This is a genomic window from Curtobacterium sp. MCSS17_015, assembly GCF_003234265.2.
Lineage (GTDB): Bacteria > Actinomycetota > Actinomycetes > Actinomycetales > Microbacteriaceae > Curtobacterium.
In genome coordinates, this window is sequence record NZ_CP126256.1 from 1521264 (window position 1) to 1542221 (window position 20958).

A 20958-nucleotide genomic window follows, 5' to 3' on the forward strand; every position below is an offset into this window, starting at 1 on the left:
GGGGCACTCGTGAACCAGCAGGCGGTCATCGACCTCACCCTCCAGGCGCTCCTCGTCGCCGGCAAGCTCGCCGCGCCCGTGCTCGTCACCTCGCTCGTCGTCGGCTTCGCGATCTCGCTGTTCCAGTCGGTGACGCAGATCCAGGAGGTCACGCTCTCGTTCGTGCCGAAGGCCCTGGCGGTCGCCGTCGCCCTCGTCGTCTGCGGCAACTGGATGATCTCCGAGATGGTCGCGTTCACGCACGTGGCGTTCGACATGATCCCGAAGCTGCTCGGGAGCGGCTGATGGAGCTGCTGTTCGACGCGGCCCGGCTCGAGGGCACGATGCTCGCCGGCGTCCGGCTCGTCGCGTTCTTCGTCGTCGCACCGCCGTTCTCGTACCGCGCGTTCCCCGGCGTCGTGAAGGTCATCCTCGGCCTGGGGCTCGCGATCGGCGTGGCTCCCAGGGTGACCGCCGGCTACGAGCAGCTCGACACCGCGACCTTCCTCGTCGCCCTCGTGACGCAGCTGCTCGTCGGCCTCGTGCTCGGCTTCATGGTCTACCTGGTCTTCGCCGCGGTGCAGTCCGCGGGTGCGCTCATCGACCTGTTCGGCGGCTTCACCCTCGCGCAGGCGTTCGACCCGCAGTCCCAGGTGAACGGCGCACAGTTCACCCGCCTGTTCCAGATGGCGTCCCTCGCCCTGCTGTTCGCCTCCGGCGGGTACCAGCTCATCATCGGCGGGCTCGTGCGGTCCTTCGACGGGGTGCCGCTCGTCGACGGACGCTTCCCGATCGACGGCGTCGCCCCGATGCTGGTCGCGGCCTTCGGACAGATGTTCCTCGCCGCGCTCCAGATCGCCGGGCCGCTCGTCGTGGTGCTGTTCCTCGCCGACGTCGGCCTCGGGCTCCTCACCCGCGTCGCCCCGGCCCTCAACGCCTTCCAGATGGGCTTCCCGATCAAGATCGGCCTCACCGTCCTGTTCGCCGGCGCGCTCTTCATGGCGCTGCCGAGCGTCGTGTCGTCCCTCACCGGCGACGCGGTGCAGGCCATCACGGGCAGGGGGTGACGACGTGTCGGACAGCGGAGAACGCTCCGAACAAGCGACCTCGAAGCGGATGCGCGAGGTCCACCGCAAGGGACAGCTCGGGCGGTCGCAGGACCTCAGCGCCTGGATCGGCATCGCCGTCGCGGCGCTCATGTTCCCGTCCCTGATCGGTCACGCCTCGGCCGCCGGACAGCAGCAGATGCACGCCGTCGCGCTCGTCATCGCGGACCCTTCGATCGGGACCATGCGGCACGTGTTCGACGACGCCCTCGCCTCGATCGGCACGACACTGGGCCCGATGCTCGGGGTCGTCGCGGTGGCGGTGCTCGCCACCTCGGTCGCGCAGGGTGGCGTGCACATCAAGAAGCTCACGCCGGAGCCCGACCACTTCGACCCCGTCGCCGGCCTCAAGCGGGTGTTCGGCACGCAGGCGCTCTGGAACGGGGTCAAGGCGCTCCTGAAGACCGCGGTCGTCGGACTCGTGCTGTGGTTCGCCGTGCAGGGCCTCGTCCCCGTGCTCATGTCGAGCGGGTCCCTGCCGCTCACCAGCGTCCTCGAGGCAGCCGGCGCCGGCGCGGGCACCCTCCTGCAGGCCGCCGTCGCCGCCGGCCTCGTGCTCGCCGCCCTCGACGTGTTCGTCGTGATCCGCCGGAACCGCAAGCGCACCATGATGACCAAGCGCGAGGTCAAGGACGAGAACAAGCAGGCCGAGGGCGACCCGCTCGTGAAGTCCCAGCGCCGCTCCCGGCAGCTCGCCGGCAGCCGCAACCGGATGATCGCCGCCATCGGGACCGCCGACGTCGTCATGACGAACCCGACGCACTACGCCGTGGCGATCAAGTACGAGGCCGGCAAGTCCGCGCCCCGGGTCGTCGCGAAGGGGGCCGGCCCGGTGGCGGACGCGATCCGGCAGAGGGCCGAGGAGGAGCGCGTGCCGATGGTGCGCGACGTCCCGCTCACCCGGGCGCTGCACGCGGCGTGCGAGCTCGGTCAGGAGATCCCGGTCGACCTCTACACGCCGGTGGCCCGCGTCCTGTCGTTCGTCATGACCCTCGCCGCCCACGGTGCGGCGAGCGGCACGCACACCCCGCCCCGTCCGACCACCCCGGACGAGGTCGCCACCGTCCTTGACCCGACGACGCTCACCGGCGACGTCCGCCCCCGGAAGCTCCGCACCCCGCGCGGCGTCCAGACCGAACCAGAAGGGGTCCCCGCATGAAGCGCTCCGACCTGCCGAAGCTCGCCGTGCCGGTGTTCGTCGTCGGCATCATCCTGCTGCTCATCCTGCCGGTGCCGTCGTTCCTGCTGGACTTCCTCATCATCTGCAACATCCTGCTGGCGCTCGTCATCCTGCTCACGACGCTGTTCGTCAAGAAGCCGCTCGACTTCTCGGTGTTCCCGTCGCTGCTGCTCGTCGCGACGCTGTTCCGGCTCGGCCTCAACGTCGCGTCCACCCGGCTCGTCCTCGGCGAGGGCTTCGCGGGCGAGGTCATCCAGGCGTTCGGGCACGTCGCGGTCTCGGGCTCGATCATCATCGGCTCGGTGGTCTTCCTCATCCTCATCGTCATCCAGTTCGTGGTGGTCACGAAGGGCGCCGAGCGCGTCGCCGAGGTCGGAGCGCGCTTCACCCTCGACGCGATGCCCGGCAAGCAGATGGCGATCGACGCCGACCTCAACGCCGGGCTCATCACGGACGCCGAGGCGAAGGAGCGCCGCGCGGCCGTCTCCGCCGAGGCCGACTTCTACGGCGCGATGGACGGCGCCTCGAAGTTCGTCAAGGGCGACGCCATCGCCGGCATCCTCATCATCGTCATCAACCTCATCGGCGGCATCGCGATCGGCATGCTGCAGAACGGCATGGGCGTCACCGAGGCGCTGTCCCACTACGGCATCCTCACCATCGGCGACGGGCTCGTCACCCAGATCCCGGCGCTGCTCATGGCCGTCTCCACCGGCATGATCGTCACCCGCTCCGGTGCCGAGACCGAGATGGGCACCTCGGCGGCCGACCAGCTCTCGCAGTCCCGGGTCGCCCTCATGATCGCCGGGGTCGCCGCCATCGCGATGGGGCTCATCCCGGGCATGCCGATCCTGCCGTTCCTGCTCGTGGGTGGCACGCTGCTGTTCACCGGCTGGCGGATCGGTCAGAACGCGAAGAAGGCCGCCGCCGCAGCCGCCGAGCAACAGGCCATCGCCGCGGCCGCCCCGCCGAGCGACACCCCGGAGGACCTCCTCGAACAGATGCGCGTGCACGCCCTCGAGATCCTCTTGGCCCCCGACCTCGTCGACATGGTCTCCGGCGCGTCGGACGACCTGCTCGGGCGGGTCCGGGCGCTGCGGCGGAAGATCGCCGTCGACATGGGCATCGTCGTCCCGCCGGTCCGCACCCGGGACAGCATCGACCTGCCGCCGTCGACGTACGCCATCCGCATCGCCGGGGTCGAGGCCGGGCGTGGCACCGCCCCCGCGCGGAGCGTCCTGGCCCTCGGCGAGCAGCTCGACGGCCTGCCCGGTGACCCCACCGTCGAGCCGGTCTTCGGCCTGGTGGGCAAGTGGGTGCCCTCCGAGCTCCGGCACGCGGCCGAGATGACCGGTGCGACCGTGATCGACCGCGTGTCCGTGCTCGTCACCCACCTGCAGGCCGTGATCGGCGACAACGCCGCCCGGCTCCTCACCCGCGAGGACGTCAAGGTCCTGGCCGAGGGCGTCAAGCAGGTCAACCCCGCCGCTGTCGAGGAGCTCGTGCCGGGCATGCTCTCGATGGCGGAACTCCAGCGTGTGCTGCAGGGGCTCCTCGCCGAGCGCGTGCCGATCAACGACCTCGGCCGCATCTGCGAGGCGCTGACCCTCCGGGCGAAGGTCTCCACCGACCCCGAGGGGCTCGTCGAGGCCGCGCGTGCGTCGCTCGGTCCGGCCCTCGCCGCCCGACACCTCGACGGCTCCGTGCTCCGGGTGATCATGATCGACCCGGGCCTCGAGCAGGCGATGCTCGAGGGACTCCGTCCGTCCGAGCAGGGCACGCAGATCCTGCTCGACGCGCACCGGATCGAGCAGGTCCTCGGTTCCGTGCGCGACTCGGTCCAGGCCGTCGAGGAGCAGGGGCTGTCCGCGGTCCTCGTCTGCGCCCCGCAGCTCCGTCCGGCCGTGCACCGGATGGTGTCGGCGCAGGCGAACGGGCTGCCCGTGCTCTCCTACCAGGAGGCCACGGCAGCGGGGTCCACCATCGAGACCGTGGGAGTGGTCCGTGCCGCCGATCCGATCGCAGCGTAGCGGGGCCACGCTCGACGAGGTCCGCGCCGCCGTCCTCGCCGAGTTCGGCCCCGGCGCGCGCATCGTCGCCGCCGAACGCGTCACCACCGGCGGGGTCGCCGGGCTGTTCCGGAAGGCCCACGTCGAGGCGACGATCGAGGTCCCGGATCCGCTCGACCCGCCCACGGCCCGCGTCGCGATCGCGGCCTCGCCGGCGAAGCGCATCGGGATCGCGGCACTCCTCGCCGACGCCGAGGCCGCCGAGGCGCGCATCGCCGACACCGACGGGACGGCCACCACCCGCGCCGACGCGTTCGCGTCGGTGCTCGACGGCTTCGCGGCCGACGGGCTGGCTCCGCCGCGCCGGACCGCCGGCGTCCCCGCTCCGGCCGAGCCGGGCCTCCAGGTCGTCCCGTCCGGGGCGACGTCGCCCGAGCCGGTCGCGTCGACCACCTCGGTCGCGTCCGTCGGGCCCGGAGGCCCGGAGACCGACCCGTGGGCCGAAATGCGTCCCGAGCGGCCCGCTCCTCCGGCTCCTGCGCCCGTCCGGACACCCGCGCCCGCGGTCTGCTCCGCCGACGGTGACCTCGTGCTCCTCGTCGGCCGGGCCGCCGACGTCGACGCCGCCGCCGGCGTGTTCGCCACCCGGCACGGCCTGCGGGCGACGGCTGCGTCCGACCGACGGAGCGGGATCCTCGCGCGCGCCGACGCCGTGCGCGACGGCGTGGCGTTGCTCGCGGTCGCCGCGTGGACGGACGTCGCGACCACGACCTCCCTCGCACCCGACCAGGTCTGGGTCGTCGTCGACGCCGGACGGAAGCACGAGGACGCCGTCCGGATGCTCGCCGCGGTGGCCGAGACACCGGTCCCGCTCGCCGGCGTGCTCGCCATCGGTGCCGAGGAGACCGCGACCCCGGACACCGTGCACCTGCTCGGCCTGCCGGTCCGGACCCTCTGACCACCGACCCACACCGGGGCGTCGACCCGCTCGTCCGCGGGGAGTCGCTAGGCTTGCCGGGTGCTGGTACTCACGCGCAAGGTCGGCGAGCGGATCCTCATCGGTGACGACATCGTCATCACGGTGCTCGACTCGCGCGGGGACGGCGTGCGGATCGGCATCGACGCTCCCCGCGGTGTGAAGATCCAGCGCGAAGAGGTCGTCCGAGCCGTGGCCGAGGCGAACGTCGCCGCTGCCGCCGGGGCCGACGACGACGCCGAGGCCCGGCTCCGCGCAGCGCTCGGCGCCTCGCGACCGCCCGCCGCGGGCTGACGCGGGTCCCGTCACCCGGCCCCACGACGCTCGTCGCGCCCCGTCAGGGCGACGGGACGCGATGACCGGAGGACGGTCGCGGCCGCTGCGCGGTGCCTACGGGCGCGGCTTCTTCTCCTGCTCGGGCAGCCGTCCGGCGGCGCGCTCGGCCTCGTACCAGGCGCGGGCCTCGTCCTGCCGGGCCTGCTCCGCACCGCTCGCGATGGGCGAGCGGACGTGGGCGGGTTCGTAGCCGAAGGACGCGACGAGCTGCGGGACCACCGGACGGAGCCGTGCGACGAGGCGGTCGACGTACGCCGAGACGGCACGCGCGCGCTGCGCCGAGATCCGCCCGTGCAGCAGGTGCCAGTCGAGGTGCTCCTCGATGAGCCCGAGCGCGAACAGGTCGCGGAGCCAGACGAGCACCGTGCGGGTGTCGCCCGGCGGCACGTCGTCGATCGCCTCGGTGAACGCCTCCCACTGCATCAGCTCGGCATGTGCCTTCGACGCCTCGATGAGCTCGTGCTGCGAGCGGTTGAGCAGCACCGCGGCGCGGGCACGGTCCTTGCCGGCGGTGCGCAGGCGCATGCCGATCTCGGTGACCATCGTCTCGACCCGTCCGACGAGCAGGGAGCGCTGCGTCGCCGGGTCCTGCAGGTCCGCGACCGAGGCTGCGAGCGACCCGCGGTCCGCGACGGTCTGGCCCAGACGACGCAGACCCGTCGCGTCCGCCAACTTCGACCCGACCTGGGCGGCGACGAACTTCGCCGTCGACGCAGCGTCCCGCGGCGCGGCCTTGCGGAAGTCGGTGAGCAGACGCTTGCCGACGAGCTGGAGGAGCACGGTGTTGTCGCCCTCGAAGGTCACGTAGACGTCGAGGTCGGCCCGGAGGCCCGTGATCCGGTTCTCGGCGAGGAACCCCGCGCCGCCGGTCGCCTCCCGACACTCCTGCAGGGTGTCGAGCGCCGACCAGGTCGACATCGCCTTGAACGCCGCCGCCTGGGTCTCGAGGTCCTCGCGGCGCTCCGGGGTGTCCTGTCGGCCGCTGAACACGTCGTCGAACGTCTGCAGGAGCTTCTCGTGCGCGAAGGACTGCGCGAACACGGTGGCCAGGCGCGGGATGAGCCGTCGCTGGTGCCGTCCGTAGTCGAGCAGGACGCCCTCGTGGCCGTCACCGGTCGGGAACTGGCGGCGCTCCATCGCGTACGTCAGCGCGATCTGCAGGCCGATCTTCTGGGCCACGACCGCCGCGCCGTCGAGGGACACGCGGCCCTGCACGAGGGTGCCGAGCATGGTGAAGAACCGACGTCCGGGGGAGTCGATCGGCGAGGAGTACGTGCCGTCCTCGGCGACGTCGCCGTACCGGTTGAGCAGGTTCGTGCGGGGCACGCGGACGTGGTCGAACCAGAGCCGCCCGTTGTCGATGCCGTTGAGGCCGCCCTTGACGCCGTCGTCCTCGCCGCCGACGCCGGGCAGGAACGCGCCCGTGTCGTCGCGGAGCGGGACGTAGAAGGCGTGCACGCCGTGGTCGACGCCCTGGGTGACGAGCTTCGCGAACACGACGGCGGCCTTGCCGTGCAGGGCCGCGTTGCCGATGTAGTCCTTCCACGCACCGCGGAACGGCGTGTGCACGACGAACTCCTGCGTCTCCGGGTCGTAGGTCGCGCTCGTGGCGATGTTCTGGACGTCCGAGCCGTGGCCGGTCTCGGTCATCGCGAAGCAGCCGGGCACGTCGAAGGCGATGATGCCGGGCAGGAACTCCCGGTGGTTCCGCTCGGTGCCGAGGTGGTGCACCGCGGAACCGAACAGGCCCCACTGCACACCGGCCTTGATCTGCAGCGAGGGATCGGCGACGGTGAGCTCCTCGAACGCCGCGAGGTTCCCGCCGTGGTTGTCCTGACCGCCGAACTCCGGCGGGTACGGGCGCTGGATCGCTCCGGCGTCGACGAGGAGCCGGAGCTGCTCCAGCGTGCGCGCCCGGTGTTCGGCGAGGGGCTGGCCCTCGATCTTGTGCAGAGCCGGGTCGCGGACCAGGCGACGCGAGGTGCGGCGGTCCTCCGCCCAACGACCGAGCAGGTGCTCGGCGAGCAGGTCGACGTCGATGCGGACGTCGGTGTCGGTCCCGCCCGTGGGCGTCCCGGCCGCGGTGTCACCGGTGGCGTCGGCCTTCGGAGCGCTGACGCCACCCGTGCTGGTGCGGACGCCGCTGCCGGCTGTGGAGCTGCTGCTGCGGACTGGTGCGGTCTCGACCATCGGGTGCCTCCTGAACTGCACGGTCGCGGACCGCGTCACTGCCACGGCGGTCCGACCGGTCCAGCGTAGGCACCGGTGTTGCGGAAGGCATGACAGCCGTGCCGGACCACAAGCGCGACCCGGTGGCGCCTCCCTCCGATGGTGGGAACCCTCCAACATCCGACGCCCGCCTCCGGTGCGACCCGCGCGACGATTGTGTGCCGCGCCGGTACGGGCGTCACACTGGTTGACATGTCGAGCACCACCGGACCGAAGCAGCAGCGCACCGGACGGACCTTCTTCGGGCAACCGTTCGAGCTGTCGACACCGTTCGCCGTCGAGCTCTGGGAGCGCTTCTCGTTCTACGGGATGCAGGGCATCGTCCTCATCTACATGTACTACTCGCTCACCCGCGGCGGGCTCGGCATCGACGAGGGTGTCGCGACGGGCATCATGGGCGCGTACGGCGGCTCGGTGTACCTCTTCACGATCCTCGGGGCCTGGACCGCCGACCGGTTGATCGGGGCCGACCGGACCCTGTTCGGCAGCGCGGTCGTGGTCATGATCGGGCACATCGCGCTGGCCCTCGTCCCGGGGGTCGCCGGGGTCGGGGTCGGCCTCGTGCTCATCGCGCTCGGCTCGGGCGGACTCAAGGCCACGGCGACGACGATCGTCGGGTCGCTGTACGCCCCCGAGGACCCGCGGCGGGACGCCGGCTTCTCGCTGTACTACCTGGGCGTCAACCTCGGCGCGTTCGCCGGGCCGATCCTCACCGGACTGCTGCAGTCGGCGCTCGGGTTCCACTTCGGCTTCGGCCTCGCCGCGGTCGGGATGGCGGCCGGCCTCGTGCAGTACGCCGTCCGCCGGCGCAACCTGCCCGAGGCCGTGCAGCACGTCGCGAACCCGCTGCCGCGCTCCCGCTACCCGCTCGTCGCGGTGCTCGCGGTCGTCGGGCTCGCCGTCGTCGCGGTCGCCGTCCTCACGGGCCTCCTGACGGTCTCGACCCTCCCGCTCGTGGTCGTCGTCGTGGTGGTCGTCGCGACGGTCGGCTACTTCGTCGTCATCCTCGGCAGCGGGCTGACCCCGGACGAGCGGTCCCGCGTGTTCGCGTTCATCCCGCTGTTCGTCGGCAGCGCGGTGTTCTGGTCGCTGTACCAGCAGCAGTTCACCGTCGTCACGGTCTACGCCGACCAGCGCCTCGACCGCGACCTGTTCGGGTTCGAGATGCCGGTGTCGTGGGTGCAGTCGATCAACCCGATCATGATCATCCTGCTCTCCGGCGTCTTCGCGGCGCTCTGGACCCGGCTCGGGGACCGCCAGCCGTCCACCCCGACGAAGTTCGCGCTCGGCACCGGCATCATGGGCGTCGCGTTCCTGCTCTTCCTGCCGTTCACCGGCACCGGCGAGAACGGCACCCCGGTGATCGCGCTCGTGGGCATCCTGCTGGTGTTCACGCTCGCGGAGCTGCTGCTCTCGCCGACCGGGCAGTCCGTGGCGACCAAGCTCGCGCCACCGAAGTTCCAGACGCAGATGGTGGCGCTGTTCTTCCTGTCGGTGTCGCTCGGCACCGCGATGACCGGTGTGCTGTCCGCCTTCTACGACCCGGAGGACGAGGCGCCGTACTTCACGGTGCTCGGACTCGCCGCCGTCGTGGTCGGGGTCGTGCTGCTCGCCGTCGCCCGTCCGGTGCTCCGCCTCATGCGCGGCATCCGCTAGTCGGCACCCGTCGTCCGGTACCCTGGACCCGGCCACCCCAGGCCCAGCCACACCGGCCCCGGATCACGAGGAGTCACCCCATGCTCGAGCTCATCGCAGGCATCATCATCGGCATCGGCGTCATCGGTGGGGTGGGCACCTGCATGGCGGCCGCCGCCATGATGAAGGCCGGCTCGGAAGAGTACTGAGCCCTCGGCGGTACCGGACCCCGGACGCCACCGGCCTCCGGGCGGCACCGGGCGGTCAGGACACTCCGGCGTCCACCGACGCGGGATCGTGCTCCATCGGGACCGGCACCAACTGACGACTCTGGACGGTCGCGCGCTCGAACGGGCCGCGGCCGTCCGTCGTGTACGCCGGCTCGTCGAACTCGACCACCCAGGCCACCCGCACACCGGCGCCCGCGTACCCGGCCAGCTGGGCGCCGCCCGGCGCGACGACGAGACCGATCGGCTCGTCGGCCCACTGCTCACCCCGGACCGACGGCACGACCCGGACGACGGCACCGATGCCGAGCACGGGGAGGTCCGACGCCGCGGTGGCGTCAGGGGGAGTGGGGCGGGGCTCACGACGTCCGAACACGCGACGACCCTACCGTCGCCGGCCCGGAACGGCCCCCGTCGCCCGGCCCCACTCCCTCAGACCCGGCGGATCTCCGTCACCGACGAGTACCCCGTGTCCGGGTGCTTCCGCATCGACAGCAGCCGCTCCATCGACGGCTCGAGTGCGGTGACCTTGTCGAGCGGTGCGCTCACCACGAGCTGGAACCCGAGCCGCAGCCAGGCCGTCACCGCGCGGCCGGCGAACTCCGAGTCCGCCTTGATGAACGCCTCGTCGAGGAACACCGGCGCGAACCGGGGCCGGGGACGGGTCTCGTCGCCGAGCTGGTAGCGCAGGGCGGCGCCGACGATGAACGCCACGAGCTCCTGCGTCTCACCGCCGGACTTGTCCCCGAGTGACGAGTACACCCCCAGGTCGTTGCCCTCGACGTCGTACCGCACGGCGGTGATCTCCATGTGGCGGCGGACGTCCAGCACGGCGTCACGCTGGGTGGTCCGGCCTCGCGGGGCTCCGGGATCGGGGCGGATGACCGCCATGAACCGCCGCAGCCGCCGGAAGCGCGTCTCGAGCACGTCGTCGGTCAGCTCGGCGTCCACCGACGCCGACAGCGCGCGGAGCTCCTTGCGGAACTGCGTGACGTCCTCACGGGTGACGCGGCGGATGACGATCTTCAGACGGTCCCGGTTCGCACCGAACGGCAGGTCTCGGAGGATCTCGTTGACCGGCTCGAGCCGCTCCTCGATCTCGACGACGGCGCGGTCGAACGCACCGGAGAGCGGGACGAGGTCCTCACCGCTCCACTGCGACAGCCGTCGACGCCACTCACTGCGTCGGGCGTGCAGGCCCGTGGCGACGATCTGGTCGAGGATCGCCCGGTAGTCCGGGTACGACGCCACCCCGGTGCCGAGGTTCGGGTCCGGCCAGGCGTCCTGGTAGCGCTCGAACGTCGTGGTCAGCGCCACCGACGCGGTCGCTGCACCGTCGAGGGCCTGCGACAGCCGCTCCTCGAGCCGCCGGCGGAGGCGCTTGGTCGCGTCGTCGAAGCCGTCCACGCCGTCGGGCGCCCCGACCTCGTCGAACGCCTCGGCGAGCAGGCGCTCCTGCTGCTCGTCGGGCAGGCGTTCCGGTGCGTCAGCGAACCGCTCGAGGATCTCGGCGGCGGCGTCCTGGCCGTCGACGAGCACCCCGTGTCGTTCCTCCAGGCGCTTGACGCCGAGGCGGGCGGCGGAGCGGCGGTCGGCGGCCTCGTCGAGGGCGGCGCGCAGGCGTGCCACGGATTCGCGGAGCGTCCGCAGCCCGTCGTCGGCGGCGAGCAGTGCCTGCCGTTCGTCCTCGAGACGGGCGAGCGCTGCGTCGGCGCCCGCCACGTCGACGGCGTCCCAGGTGACGTCGACCCGGTGCTGGTGCGCCGTGCGGAGCGCGTCGAGGGCGGCCAGGTCCTGCGCGATGTCGGTGCGGCGGGCCTCCAGGGCGGTGAGGTCCGCGGCGATCTCGGCGAGCTCGGTCTCGACGGAGCGGACGCGGGACTCGTTCGTGAACCCGATGACGTTCGCCTGACGGCGGTCGCCGTGCGCACCGCGACGGCCGTCCCGGAGCTGCCCGGCGACGGTGACGCGCCGACCGCCACCACCGAGGTCGGTGGCGTCGCTGACGCAGCGGGCGTCGATCCGGTCGGACTCGATGCGCTCCCGGACCCAGGTGCTGAAGGGCGACGGCTTGATCGCGAGCTTGCCGGACACCATCGAGCTGTCACCCGGCAGGTCGAGGTGCGGGCCCATCGGGACGCCCTCGAACTGCACCCGCACCGGCAGGCGCAGCGAGTCGATCGCGGCGCTGAAGTCGTCGAGTCGGTCCTCGTCGACGAGCAACGTCCGGACCACGGGCGCGAGCACGGACTCGATCGCCGTGCGCCACTGCTCCTCGGCCGGCAGGACGTCGAGCAGCTCGGCGACGAACGGCACGTCCGCGGGGTCGAGACCGGCGGCCCGGGCCATCGCGACGCGGGCCTCGTGCATCGGCAGCGGCATCGCGCCCTGGCGGTGCTCGAGCGACCGGCGCTCCTGGCGCAGGGTCCGCTCACGGTCGAGGAGCGGGTACTCCTCGCGGGTCAGGGCGTCCCGGCGGCCGTCGAGTTCGTCGCGGCGCGCCGCGTACGTGCCGAGGAACTCGTGGCTCGCGCGCTGGGCCTCGGCGAACTCCGCCTCGGTCGTCGACGGTTCGCCGAGGGGTGCGGTGCGCTCGTCGAAGACCTCGCGGGCGCGGGCGACGGCGGCACGCTCCCGGGTCCCGCGGTCGATGCGGTCCTCGAGCTGGGCGAGCGCGTTGCCGCCGGAGTCGCGGAGTCGGGCCTCGGCGTCGCGGAGCTCGACCTCCACCGCGGCGTGCCGGGCCGACGCGGCCTCGACCTCGGCGCGCGTGGCGGTGCGCTCCCGGGTGTTCCGTTCGACCTCGAGGTCGAGCAGCTCCCGCTTCCGCGACGCCGTCCAGTGCGCGAACGGTGAGACGTCGGCGCCCGTGGCGATGCCGTCCAGCGCGGCTGCTGCGGCACGGGAGCGTTCGATCTCGTCGTGCAGCGCGGTGACGGGGGAGAGGATGCGGACCTTGCGCTCCTCGGTGTCCATCGCCTCGTACGCCTCGTCGAGGGCCGCGAAGTGCGCGAGGGCACGGTCGGCCGCTTCGTACGTGCCAGGGGTCTCGAGCACGAGCGACTTGTAGAGGGCGTCGACCGTCGGCATGTGCTGTCCGGCCTGGATCCGGGCGAGCAGGCGCATCGCGCGGTTGCCGCCACCCGAGTCGCCGATGCCCAGCCGGGTCTGCAGCGTGTACGCCAGCTCCTGGTAGGTGTCGCGGATCACGAGCCCCGGGATCCGACCGGTGAGCTCGAGGTGCGCGAACCGCGACGGCACGAAGTCCTCGAGCCGGCGCAGGTCGAAGACGTCGTCGACGGTCGCCATGGTCATCTGGATGTCCGCCACGCCCCGGGCACGCCGCGGCACGATGTAGGCGCGGAGGACGGTGAAGCGCCGCTCGTCGTCGTTCCGGAAGGTGACCGCGACCGCGCCCCAGGTCGTCTGCTCGTCGCCGCGGAGCGTGACGTCCTTGAGCGCCCCGGTCTCCGGATCGCGCCGGGTGTCGACCTTGCCGCGCAGGTAGGTGAGCAGGTTGCGTTGGTCGGCGCTGCGCGCGCGGCCCGTGGTCGCGTCGTTCGAGGCGCCGTTGAACGGCACGTCGGACGGCATCATCACCGCGAGGTACGCGTCCATCAACGTCGACTTGCCCGTCCCGGACGCGCCGGAGATGAGGGTCGCCGTCCCGGAGAGCTCGACCTGACGATGCCCCTGGAAGCCACCCCAGTTGACCACCTGCATCGACTCGGCGCGCCACTGCGCGACGGTGTCGAACAGGGCGGGGATGCCCGTGGTGTCGATGTCGACGGTGCTCACGCGCGGTCCTCCTCGGTGTCGTCGCCCGCTGTCCCGGGCTCGGTGTCGTCGCCGTCCTCGGCGTCCGAGGTGGCCGGGAGGCCCGCCCCGTCGCCGTCCGTCGGCTCACCGCCGCCGCCGGTGGCCGCGGTCCGCAGCCAGGTGTCGAGCTCGACGAGGCGCTCCAACGGGAGCAGGACCTCGACGACGCTCGCGACCCGGAAGCGGTCCGGGTCGCTGGTCTTCAGCAGCACCCGTGCCGTGACGAGGCGCTCGATCGCCTTGGCGACCCGGGCCTCGTCCCGCGTGCGGTCGGTCGCGGTCGCAGGCCGGAAGCCGGACACGTGTCCCAGGATCTCGGACCGGTCCACGACGACCTGGTCGGGGCCTGGTCGGCCGTCTGCCCGCAGGCGCATGCGCAGGTAGACGAGGACGATCGTCTCCTCGCGGGTGTACGGGGCGTCCCGGAGCAGGGTCGGGAACCCGCGCCGGGTGCTCTCGGAGCGCGCCTGGCGTTTGAAGGCCACCTCGCGGTCACGGTCGACGTGCAGCTCCAGGAACAGGTCGTTGAGCCGGGACCGGAGCTGGTGCTCGGCGTCGAGGACCGCGCGCCACTCGTCCACGTGGGTCCGTGCGCTCACGTACGGGTGCCGGAGGAGGGCGACCAGGGCGCGGCGCTGCGGCTCGTCGAGTCGGCCCTCGTCACCCTCGAACAGCGCGAAGGTGCTCTCGTCGCGCACCGGCTCGTCGACGGTCGCCTCGCCGTGGCCCCCTGAGGACACGCCGGAGGCTCCGAACGCGTCCTCGAACGCGACCTCGTCGTGGACGGGTACTGGCGTCGTGTCGCTCACCGTGCCTCCTGGCCGGGTTCGTCGTCGGGGTGGGTCGTGCCGCCGCCGCGGGGGAGCGCGGCGGTCGGCATCTGGAAGGTGACGGGTTCGCCGTCGGGTCGGACCGTGCGGTGCGGCGCGGAGGCGGTGCCCGATTCGAAGTCGTCGTGCCCGGTGAGCAGGTGCGCCAGGCCGAAGAGCTCGACGGGGCGGCGCTGCTCGGTGGGCAGTTCGTGGAACGCATCCACGCTCGTCGCTGCCGACCCGCCCGCCAGGACGTGCCGGAGCTCGGCGAGGAGCGGCCCGCCGTGCCGGCGGAGGGACTCGACGTCGATCTCCTCGAAGACGTCGTCGTCCGGCTCCTCGATCGGCGGTGGCACGGACTCGGCGTCCGGGTCGTAGAACTTCTCCCGCAGGGTGCCGACGGCCGCCGACGGTGGCAGGAGTCCGAGCGGCACGCGGTCGCGGGCGGAACCGACCTCCATCCACGCCGCCAGGCCGCGGTTCACCGAGCGGAGCACGGCGTCGAGCTCGCGGTCCCGCACGACGTCGTGGGCCACGATCTGGTCGCGGAGCGTGGCGGTGAGCATCCGGCGCTGGGCGAGGACGTCCTCGATGCCCTGCCGCAGGATGCCGACCGTCCCGCGGAAGGTCCGTCGCTCGGACGCGCTGAGGGAGCCGGCGAAGGGGTGCTCGAGGATCGTGGTGATGTCGTCCCGGAGCCGGAGGAGCAGGGCGTCGTCGCGGAGGAGTTCGAACGCGCCCTGGAAGGCCCGGCCCTCCGGTGTCGACTCCATGAGGTTGTCGGTCCGGGCGAGGTAGCCGTCGAGGATCTCGCCGATCGGGCGCACCTCCCGCCGGAAGTCCTCGACGATCTCGCGGTGCATGGTCGCGACCGCCTCCTCGACCCGCTTGAAGTCGCTCGGCAACTGCCGGATGAGGTCGGTGATGTTCGCGTAGCCGTCCCGCATGCGGTCGGCGTCGACGGTGACGACCTCGTCCCCGCTGGCCAGACGCGCACGCTCGGCCTGCAGTTCCGCGATCTGCGCGTCGAGCCGACGGACCTGGGTCTCCCGGTCCGGCTCGGCGCGCGCGGCCCAGCGGTGCACGGCGTCGACGATCATCGCGAGGCGGCTCTCGCTGATGAGGGCCCGTTCGGCGGACAGCGCGTCGATGAGGCTCAGGGCTTCGAGGGCGTGGCTCGTCAGGCTGTACTGCTCGTCGCCGTCCGGCGAGTTCGAGCGCACCAGCCACTGTGCCGCGACCCACTCGCGGCAGAGCGACCGGCCGTTCGGACGTGGCGCCTCGCCCGCCGGGACGTCTCCGGTGGGGGAGTCGCCCGCGGGCACCCGGGCGCCCGTGGCCTGCAGGCGGGCGACGTGTTCCTCGACCTGCAGGTGCATGCGGTCGGCGGGGACGTACTGCACGTCACGGTCGAACACCGTGCGGAAGACCGTGACCACGGCGGCGCTCGTCGGACGCGACATCAGTCGGAGCGTCGGCCGGTCGAGCACCTGGCGGACCCTGGCGAACTCGAGGTCGACGTCGGTCATGCTGCCCTTGCTGCGGTCGTACGGGTCGTGGGATGCGAAGAGCCCGACGCGGTTGCGTCGGGCTCTTCGGGTGGTCTTGCTTGCCCGTGATGGGCACGTGGGCGATACCAGACTCGAACTGATGACCTCTTCGGTGTGAACGAAGCGCGCTACCAACTGCGCCAATCGCCCCCTGCACTTGCGTGCGGATCGATAGTAGCGGATGTCGGGCCGTGCTCCGAACACGTGTGGGTCGTCGCGCGCGTCGCGCTGCTCGGGTCCGACCGGGAGGCGCGTGGGGATGTCGTCCCATCCGGCCGTAGTGCCCGCCCAGACCCCGCCGATCCGCGTGAACACGGGGGACACGCCCGGTGAACGAGAACGGTTTTGGAGAAACGGCGGGGTATCGGTACAGTTTACGAGTCGCCGCGAGAGCGGGTCGGACGAAAGCGATGTGACTCCGGTCACGTCATGCGGATGTGGCGCAGTGGTAGCGCATCACCTTGCCAAGGTGAGGGTCGCGAGTTCGAATCTCGTCATCCGCTCGAGGTGCCTGTCTTCTCCGGAAGACAGCAACTCTCCAGAAGAGGTATCCCACCGATCGGGTACTCACGCCAGACGTGGACCTTGATGGTGGGGTGGCCGAGAGGCGAGGCAGCGGCCTGCAAAGCCGTCCACGCGGGTTCGAATCCCGTCCCCACCTCCAGTCCGCTCCGGCGGAACTCATCTGGGCGATTGGCGCAGCGGTAGCGCGCTTCCCTGACACGGAAGAGGTCACTGGTTCGATCCCAGTATCGCCCACACAAAACCCCCGGTTTCACCGGGGGTTTTCTTGTTGCCTGCGGAGGCCGTGGGACATACGTGGGAGAACGGCCTGCGAAAGAGGCGCCCGCGTGGCGGTTGCCGCTGAGCAAGGCGCCCTCGCGTACGCGCACGAGCGCGCGCGCATTTTTGGCAATCGACTGGTCGGTTCGGTGGCGGCGCTTTGTGGCACCCTGCCGGCATGAGCAAGAAGCACTCTCCCGCCTACCTTCGCGCCCTGGTCGATGCGGTTGCCGAGTTCGAGGCAGCCTTGCGCGAGTTCCTGACGATGCACGACCCGAACACCTTCGCCCGCGGGGTCTTGCCTGCCGTCTACAGGCGGGAGGGCGTAGCCGACGCGGAGTACGCCGCCTCGCAACGTCGCGTGGAGATCGCATCTGGCCGTGCTGTTGCTGCGGTCGCCATCACAGGAACGCGCTACGAGGTGCAGGGCATGGGTGTGGTCGATCCAGTAGCGGCGTGGTCAACCATCCTCGGCCCGAAGCCCGTCCTGGAGCCCGAGAACATCTTGTCGGCGTGCGGGCAGATGCTCGGACGCCTCGAAGTGCACATCGCGGAGGCAGAGGCGAACGCGGTGCCGTCTGTGAGCGCTGAGGCGATGCACCCGTTGGTGTGGGGCGCCGCCCGGGCCATGTGGCGCGACGGGCATTACCGCCAGGCGGTGGCAGGGGCAGCCGAGGCTCTGGTGGGGCAGTTGAAGGCCCGCACCGGACGCAACGGCATCGCGGAGACCGCGCTCTGGCAGGAGACGTTCTCCGAGCGACCGCCCGAGACCGGCAAGCCGCGGCTGCGCTGGCCGGGCAACCCGACCGACCGCACCGTGCGCTCCATGAACGAGGGCCTGCGGAGCATCACGGCTGGCGTGCAGATGACCATCCGCAATGCCGCAGCGCATGAGACCGGGCAGTGGACGCTGGTAGAGGCGTCGGAGCGGCTGGCGGTCCTCAGCCTCGTCGCCAGGTGGCTGGAGACCTGCGTGATCGAAGAGGTCTAGCGCCAGCATGCCGAACGGCCCGCAGCGGTGAGATCTCTGGGGGCCGTTCGGGTCTCAGGCTTGGTGGTCGGATCGCCACGAAGCGCGGGCGAGCGTTGGCCCGCGAATCGCGGGCGTACATCGCGTTGGATGCGAAGACATGCGCGGGGCCGGGCTGTTGAGTGACCCTCTACTCTGAGAAGACGACGACCCGAGGGGGCACCATGACCGACCATGATTTCGACATCGCTGTGACGTTCGCGGGGGAGGACCGGGAGTTCGTCGATGAGGTCGTGAAGCTGGTCAAGGCGACCGGGATGACGGTGTTCTACGACGAGGACGCCAAGGTCGAGATGTGGGGCGAAGACCTCACGGAGTTCTTCGCTGACGTGTACGAGCGACGTGCGCGCTACGCAGTCATGTTCGTCTCGGCCCACTACGCAGCAAAGGCTTGGACTCGCCACGAGCGGCGGAGCGTTTTGGTGAGGGCCATCGAGAGCCCGACGCCCTACCTGCTGCCCGTCCGCCTCGATTCGACGACACTGCCTGGAGTGCGAAGCACAGTGGCTTACCTCGATGGTCTGGCCGAGGGACCAGCTGGAGTCGCGAAGGCCGTGCAGGCGAAGGTCGGGGCATCACGAGCCGACGGCGAACGTCGTTTCAACGGTCGAGTTCCACGGTCACCAGCAGAAGCGGCAATACTCCTGGGCGAGCGTCCGCGCGCTTGGGAGTACATCGCGTTCAGCTACTGGCTCAGTGCCGGGCTGGAACAGCGTCGGTCGGCTTACAACGACCACGTGATGCGCTTCGCTCTGGGCGGCGAGTTCATTTCCACCGACGCCCTCCCTAACTACGTCAATTCCGAGATGGCGCGCATCCTCAGCATCACTGAGACCTTCGAGAGTCTGTTGCTCGGTCCGGCTCAGGACGCGGCGATGGGTGCGCCGGGCGAACCTGGCGATGCGGACCTTATCGAGCATCTGGCCGGACGAATGTTGCTGATCTTCGACGAGTTGTTGGCTTGGGCTTACAGGCTTCGCTCTGCCTCGACCCCGACGGACGAGGGCCGGGCCGTTCTGCGGGCGGCCGCCGAATACGCGGCGCAGCCCGTTGAAGCCGTGCGTGAGTTCATCATCGACCTACAGAACCGCATGGACGTACTGACCGAGACGTTGGACCGCGGCGAAACGGTCTCAATGCAGCTCACGATCGCCTTTGACATCACCGAGGAGGTCTCGTCGCGCCATCAAGCCGCCCTCGACCGCTTCGGCAAAGCTCAGATATGACGGGCGCGTGTGCCGACTGATCCGGCTGATCCCATCTAGGCGCATCGAACCGCCCCCGGGCCTACTCCGAGGGCGGTTCGATGTGGTTAGCGTGAGCCGCTACAGCTGACTGGACCGCAGGCGGGCGATGGCCTGCGAGTCAAGGGCGTACGCCGCGTCGGACGCAAACACCCGGTGGTAGCCCGGCTCATCCGCTCGGAACAGAGCGGAGCGTGCGCCGGACGTCACCTCGCCGCCGTTCTCGCTTTCGCTGAGCACAGCAGCCCAGGCAGCGAGCGGCGCCAGGGCGGCCTCGTTCTGGTGTGCGGCCACGGCGTCCGCTGCGCCGTGTGCCACGAGCCGATCGAACAGCCGGTCCTGGAGTTCGGCGGCCACGGCCTCAGGTTCGGTGGCGCTCAGCACGTCGGGCAGGGTCTCGACCATCGACAGCAGCGCAGTCACCCGGTTCTCGTCGGCTGCGTCGATGACGTCGAGGATGGTCCGGCCGTGGTCGAGCAGCGCCTGCACCTGGGCTCGCTGGATCGTGGCCACCGCCACCTGGTCGGCGTTCGCCGGGGCACGGCCGGCGAGCACGTCGCTGCGGCTCGGTCCGGTGAGGTCGTCCCGGGCTGCACGAGCGGCAGCAGCGGCCTCGGCGTGCGTGGCGTCGGCCGTGCGGATGGCGGTGGCTCGCGCTCGGTCGAGTGCGTCGGGCGTCAGATCGTCGTTGCGCATGTTGACGGCGGCCTGGGCAGCGGCGTCTCGTGCCACCTGAGCGTCGGCGTGCGGGGTGGTGTCGGGCGTGGGTGCAGCGTTCTCGATCATGGTGGTGCTCCTGTCTGGGCTGGTGCCCGTTGGTGAGTTGGTGGTGCTGGTCTGGTGAGCCATGCGGTCAGCCGATGGGTCGGTTGCCACCGGCGCGCTCCAGGTCGGTCAGCAGCCGATCGAGCGCCCGCTGCATCTGCGGGCGGGTCGTCGCCTTCGCCAGCGTCTTCTCGTAGCGGGCCAGGGCTCTGGCCCGCTTGCCCTCGGCGGCGTCCTCGGCCCTCTGAGCGGCCAGGATCTCGTCCTGGTGTTCGGCAGTCAGATCCGCGACCAAAGCCGCTGAAACCGGCGCAGGGGGCCGCGCTGACGATGTTGTGCGCCCGTCGGGCGGCGTGACTGGTCCGTGATGGGTCATGCGAACACCTCTGACCGGCTGCTGGCATCGGCTCGGGCCTGCCACCGACGCTCACTGTCGAACGCTCCGTGGCACAGCCGGCACCGTGGGTCGTAGTCCTCCGGGTGCGGCCCGTAGGTCATCCAGGAGTGCGGAGCCCTGGGCTGGTTCCATCCCTGGAGTTCGTGGGCCGAGTCACCGCGGTAGGACCACTGCTCCGCCTGGCGACCACAGTCGATGCACTCGTGTTCGCTTGCCCGGCCTCGTGCCTCCCGCACCCGGACGTGCGCCGTCCCGTACGAGATCTCGACGCCCCACCTCGAAAATCTGTCCACAGGCCCTGGTGAGGTGGTCGGGTCAGGTGATGTTCTTCCTGCCGTAGTTCCTGGTGGTTCCTGGTGGTTCCTTGGGGTGGGGTTTTTCCTGTAGCCGTGACAGGATTTTCCAGTTGTGACGACAGGATTTTCCTGTTGTGACGACAGGATTTTCCTGTTTGCCATCCGACCGTCGTGCCTCATGAGCGCACTCGCATCGTCAGTTCGTACTCGGACCGGCGACCCTCTCGGCCGAAGGTCACGACTCGCAGGGCGCCCTTGGACACCAGTACTCGGGTTGCGGTGTTCACCGACTCGAAGATGTTGCGTCGCTGGCGTTGGATCTCTGCGGCATCGCCGGCGCCATCGTCAGGCTCTGGCGGCACTATCTTGCCGAGCCCATAGGCGGCATCTTCGCGACCGCCGAAATAGCGGCGGGCTGGGACGCCACGCTCTGGGTTTGGGGTGTCGAGAGCCGTCAATGCCATGTAAGCCAAAAGCCGCGCCTCGGAGTGCGTCAGTTCCGCCTGAGTGGCGAACGCGAATGCCTCGCCCACTAGCCGCGCGCCCACGGTGCGCATTCCGAACCGGTCGATTCCGGCAGTAGGT

Annotated in this window: 17 protein-coding genes and 4 tRNA genes; 12 read left to right on the forward strand and 9 right to left on the reverse strand. The window is 71.0% G+C overall.

Features of this window, described 5'->3' with window-relative positions; genetic code table 11:
* The first annotated feature begins 9 nt into the window (after positions 1–9).
* Genes DEJ18_RS07145 through csrA form a run of 6 tightly spaced genes read left to right on the forward strand, consistent with a single transcriptional unit; the run spans position 10 to position 5544 of the window.
* On the forward strand, positions 10–285 hold the full coding sequence (locus DEJ18_RS07145) for a flagellar biosynthetic protein FliQ (protein ID WP_110824888.1): 276 nt from the start codon (positions 10–12) through the stop codon (positions 283–285).
* Positions 285–1046 carry a flagellar biosynthetic protein FliR gene (locus DEJ18_RS07150; RefSeq protein WP_111080146.1) on the forward strand — a complete coding sequence of 254 codons (762 nt, stop codon included), beginning with the start codon at positions 285–287 and terminating at the stop codon, positions 1044–1046. Before DEJ18_RS07145 ends, DEJ18_RS07150 begins: the two co-directional genes overlap by 1 nt.
* 4 nt (positions 1047–1050) lie before the next feature.
* Positions 1051–2244, forward strand: a complete 1194-nt coding sequence (locus tag DEJ18_RS07155) for an EscU/YscU/HrcU family type III secretion system export apparatus switch protein (protein ID WP_111080145.1) — start codon at positions 1051–1053, stop codon at positions 2242–2244.
* Complete coding sequence (locus tag DEJ18_RS07160; protein ID WP_111210172.1) at positions 2241–4295, forward strand: flagellar biosynthesis protein FlhA; 2055 nt, start codon at positions 2241–2243, stop codon at positions 4293–4295. Before DEJ18_RS07155 ends, DEJ18_RS07160 begins: the two co-directional genes overlap by 4 nt.
* Positions 4270–5232: a hypothetical protein gene (locus DEJ18_RS07165; RefSeq protein WP_111210171.1), complete on the forward strand. Its 963-nt coding sequence runs from the start codon at positions 4270–4272 to the stop codon at positions 5230–5232. Before DEJ18_RS07160 ends, DEJ18_RS07165 begins: the two co-directional genes overlap by 26 nt.
* A 60-nt stretch (positions 5233–5292) precedes the next feature.
* Complete coding sequence (gene csrA, locus DEJ18_RS07170) at positions 5293–5544, forward strand: carbon storage regulator CsrA (protein WP_111080142.1); 252 nt, start codon at positions 5293–5295, stop codon at positions 5542–5544.
* 96 nt (positions 5545–5640) lie between these two features.
* Here csrA and DEJ18_RS07175 read toward each other — a convergent pair whose 3' ends face one another.
* A complete protein-coding gene (locus DEJ18_RS07175; RefSeq protein WP_111210170.1) occupies positions 5641–7776 on the reverse strand; it encodes an acyl-CoA dehydrogenase family protein in 2136 nt (711 codons plus the stop codon).
* A gap of 231 nt (positions 7777–8007) precedes the next feature.
* On the opposite strand from DEJ18_RS07175, the gene DEJ18_RS07180 reads away from it, so the two are divergent.
* A complete protein-coding gene (locus tag DEJ18_RS07180) occupies positions 8008–9471 on the forward strand; it encodes a peptide MFS transporter (protein ID WP_111210169.1) in 1464 nt (487 codons plus the stop codon).
* Between the two features lie 243 nt (positions 9472–9714).
* Here the strand turns inward: DEJ18_RS07180 and DEJ18_RS07185 are convergent, their stop codons facing one another.
* The 5 genes from DEJ18_RS07185 to DEJ18_RS07205 all read right to left on the reverse strand — a co-directional run bounded on the left by DEJ18_RS07185 (position 9715) and on the right by DEJ18_RS07205 (position 16008).
* Complete coding sequence (locus DEJ18_RS07185) at positions 9715–10053, reverse strand: hypothetical protein (RefSeq protein ID WP_146241524.1); 339 nt, start codon at positions 10051–10053, stop codon at positions 9715–9717.
* 56 nt (positions 10054–10109) lie between these two features.
* Positions 10110–13475 (reverse strand): ATP-binding protein, encoded by a 3366-nt coding sequence (locus DEJ18_RS07190; RefSeq protein ID WP_111210168.1) that lies wholly within the window; start codon positions 13473–13475, stop codon positions 10110–10112.
* Positions 13472–14305, reverse strand: a complete 834-nt coding sequence (locus DEJ18_RS07195; protein WP_181434164.1) for a DUF4194 domain-containing protein — start codon at positions 14303–14305, stop codon at positions 13472–13474. Before DEJ18_RS07195 ends, DEJ18_RS07190 begins: the two co-directional genes overlap by 4 nt.
* Entirely contained in the window at positions 14302–15837 is a 1536-nt protein-coding gene (locus tag DEJ18_RS07200) for a DUF3375 family protein (protein ID WP_111210167.1), read from the reverse strand. Before DEJ18_RS07200 ends, DEJ18_RS07195 begins: the two co-directional genes overlap by 4 nt.
* A gap of 98 nt (positions 15838–15935) precedes the next feature.
* Positions 15936–16008: transfer RNA gene (locus DEJ18_RS07205), tRNA-Val, on the reverse strand.
* A 281-nt stretch (positions 16009–16289) separates the two neighbouring features.
* On the opposite strand from DEJ18_RS07205, the gene DEJ18_RS07210 reads away from it, so the two are divergent.
* The 5 genes from DEJ18_RS07210 (at position 16290) to DEJ18_RS07230 (ending at position 18897) form a co-directional block, all read left to right on the forward strand.
* Positions 16290–16361: transfer RNA gene (locus DEJ18_RS07210), tRNA-Gly, on the forward strand.
* Positions 16362–16448: 87 nt separating this feature from the next.
* A tRNA-Cys gene (locus DEJ18_RS07215) sits at positions 16449–16522 on the forward strand.
* Positions 16523–16545: 23 nt separating this feature from the next.
* Positions 16546–16617, forward strand: a tRNA-Val gene (locus tag DEJ18_RS07220).
* A 202-nt stretch (positions 16618–16819) separates the two neighbouring features.
* Positions 16820–17632 carry a TIGR02391 family protein gene (locus DEJ18_RS07225; RefSeq protein ID WP_111210166.1) on the forward strand — a complete coding sequence of 271 codons (813 nt, stop codon included), beginning with the start codon at positions 16820–16822 and terminating at the stop codon, positions 17630–17632.
* A 203-nt stretch (positions 17633–17835) separates the two neighbouring features.
* Positions 17836–18897, forward strand: a complete 1062-nt coding sequence (locus tag DEJ18_RS07230) for a toll/interleukin-1 receptor domain-containing protein (protein ID WP_146241523.1) — start codon at positions 17836–17838, stop codon at positions 18895–18897.
* 99 nt (positions 18898–18996) lie between these two features.
* On the opposite strand, the gene DEJ18_RS07235 is transcribed toward DEJ18_RS07230, so the two are convergent.
* The 3 genes from DEJ18_RS07235 to DEJ18_RS07245 all read right to left on the reverse strand — a co-directional run bounded on the left by DEJ18_RS07235 (position 18997) and on the right by DEJ18_RS07245 (position 20906).
* Entirely contained in the window at positions 18997–19701 is a 705-nt protein-coding gene (locus DEJ18_RS07235; RefSeq protein WP_111210164.1) for a hypothetical protein, read from the reverse strand.
* Positions 19702–19768: 67 nt separating this feature from the next.
* On the reverse strand, positions 19769–20056 hold the full coding sequence (locus DEJ18_RS07240) for a hypothetical protein (protein WP_146241522.1): 288 nt from the start codon (positions 20054–20056) through the stop codon (positions 19769–19771).
* A 493-nt stretch (positions 20057–20549) separates the two neighbouring features.
* A complete protein-coding gene (locus DEJ18_RS07245; protein ID WP_146241521.1) occupies positions 20550–20906 on the reverse strand; it encodes a hypothetical protein in 357 nt (118 codons plus the stop codon).
* Positions 20907–20958 lie beyond the last annotated feature (52 nt).

What these genes read in the sequence shown, in the direction of transcription:
- DEJ18_RS07160 (WP_111210172.1), top strand. Translation starts at nt 2,241, where the DNA reads ATGAAGCGCTCCGACCTGCCGAAGCTCGCCGTGCCGGTGTTCGTCGTC.
- DEJ18_RS07225 (WP_111210166.1), top strand. Translation starts at nt 16,820, where the DNA reads ATGAGCAAGAAGCACTCTCCCGCCTACCTTCGCGCCCTGGTCGATGCG.
- DEJ18_RS07240 (WP_146241522.1), bottom strand. Translation starts at nt 20,056, where the DNA reads ATGACCCATCACGGACCAGTCACGCCGCCCGACGGGCGCACAACATCG.
- DEJ18_RS07230 (WP_146241523.1), top strand. Translation starts at nt 17,836, where the DNA reads ATGACCGACCATGATTTCGACATCGCTGTGACGTTCGCGGGGGAGGAC.
- DEJ18_RS07235 (WP_111210164.1), bottom strand. Translation starts at nt 19,701, where the DNA reads ATGATCGAGAACGCTGCACCCACGCCCGACACCACCCCGCACGCCGAC.
- DEJ18_RS07175 (WP_111210170.1), bottom strand. Translation starts at nt 7,776, where the DNA reads ATGGTCGAGACCGCACCAGTCCGCAGCAGCAGCTCCACAGCCGGCAGC.
- DEJ18_RS07200 (WP_111210167.1), bottom strand. Translation starts at nt 15,837, where the DNA reads ATGACCGACGTCGACCTCGAGTTCGCCAGGGTCCGCCAGGTGCTCGAC.
- DEJ18_RS07180 (WP_111210169.1), top strand. Translation starts at nt 8,008, where the DNA reads ATGTCGAGCACCACCGGACCGAAGCAGCAGCGCACCGGACGGACCTTC.
- DEJ18_RS07150 (WP_111080146.1), top strand. Translation starts at nt 285, where the DNA reads ATGGAGCTGCTGTTCGACGCGGCCCGGCTCGAGGGCACGATGCTCGCC.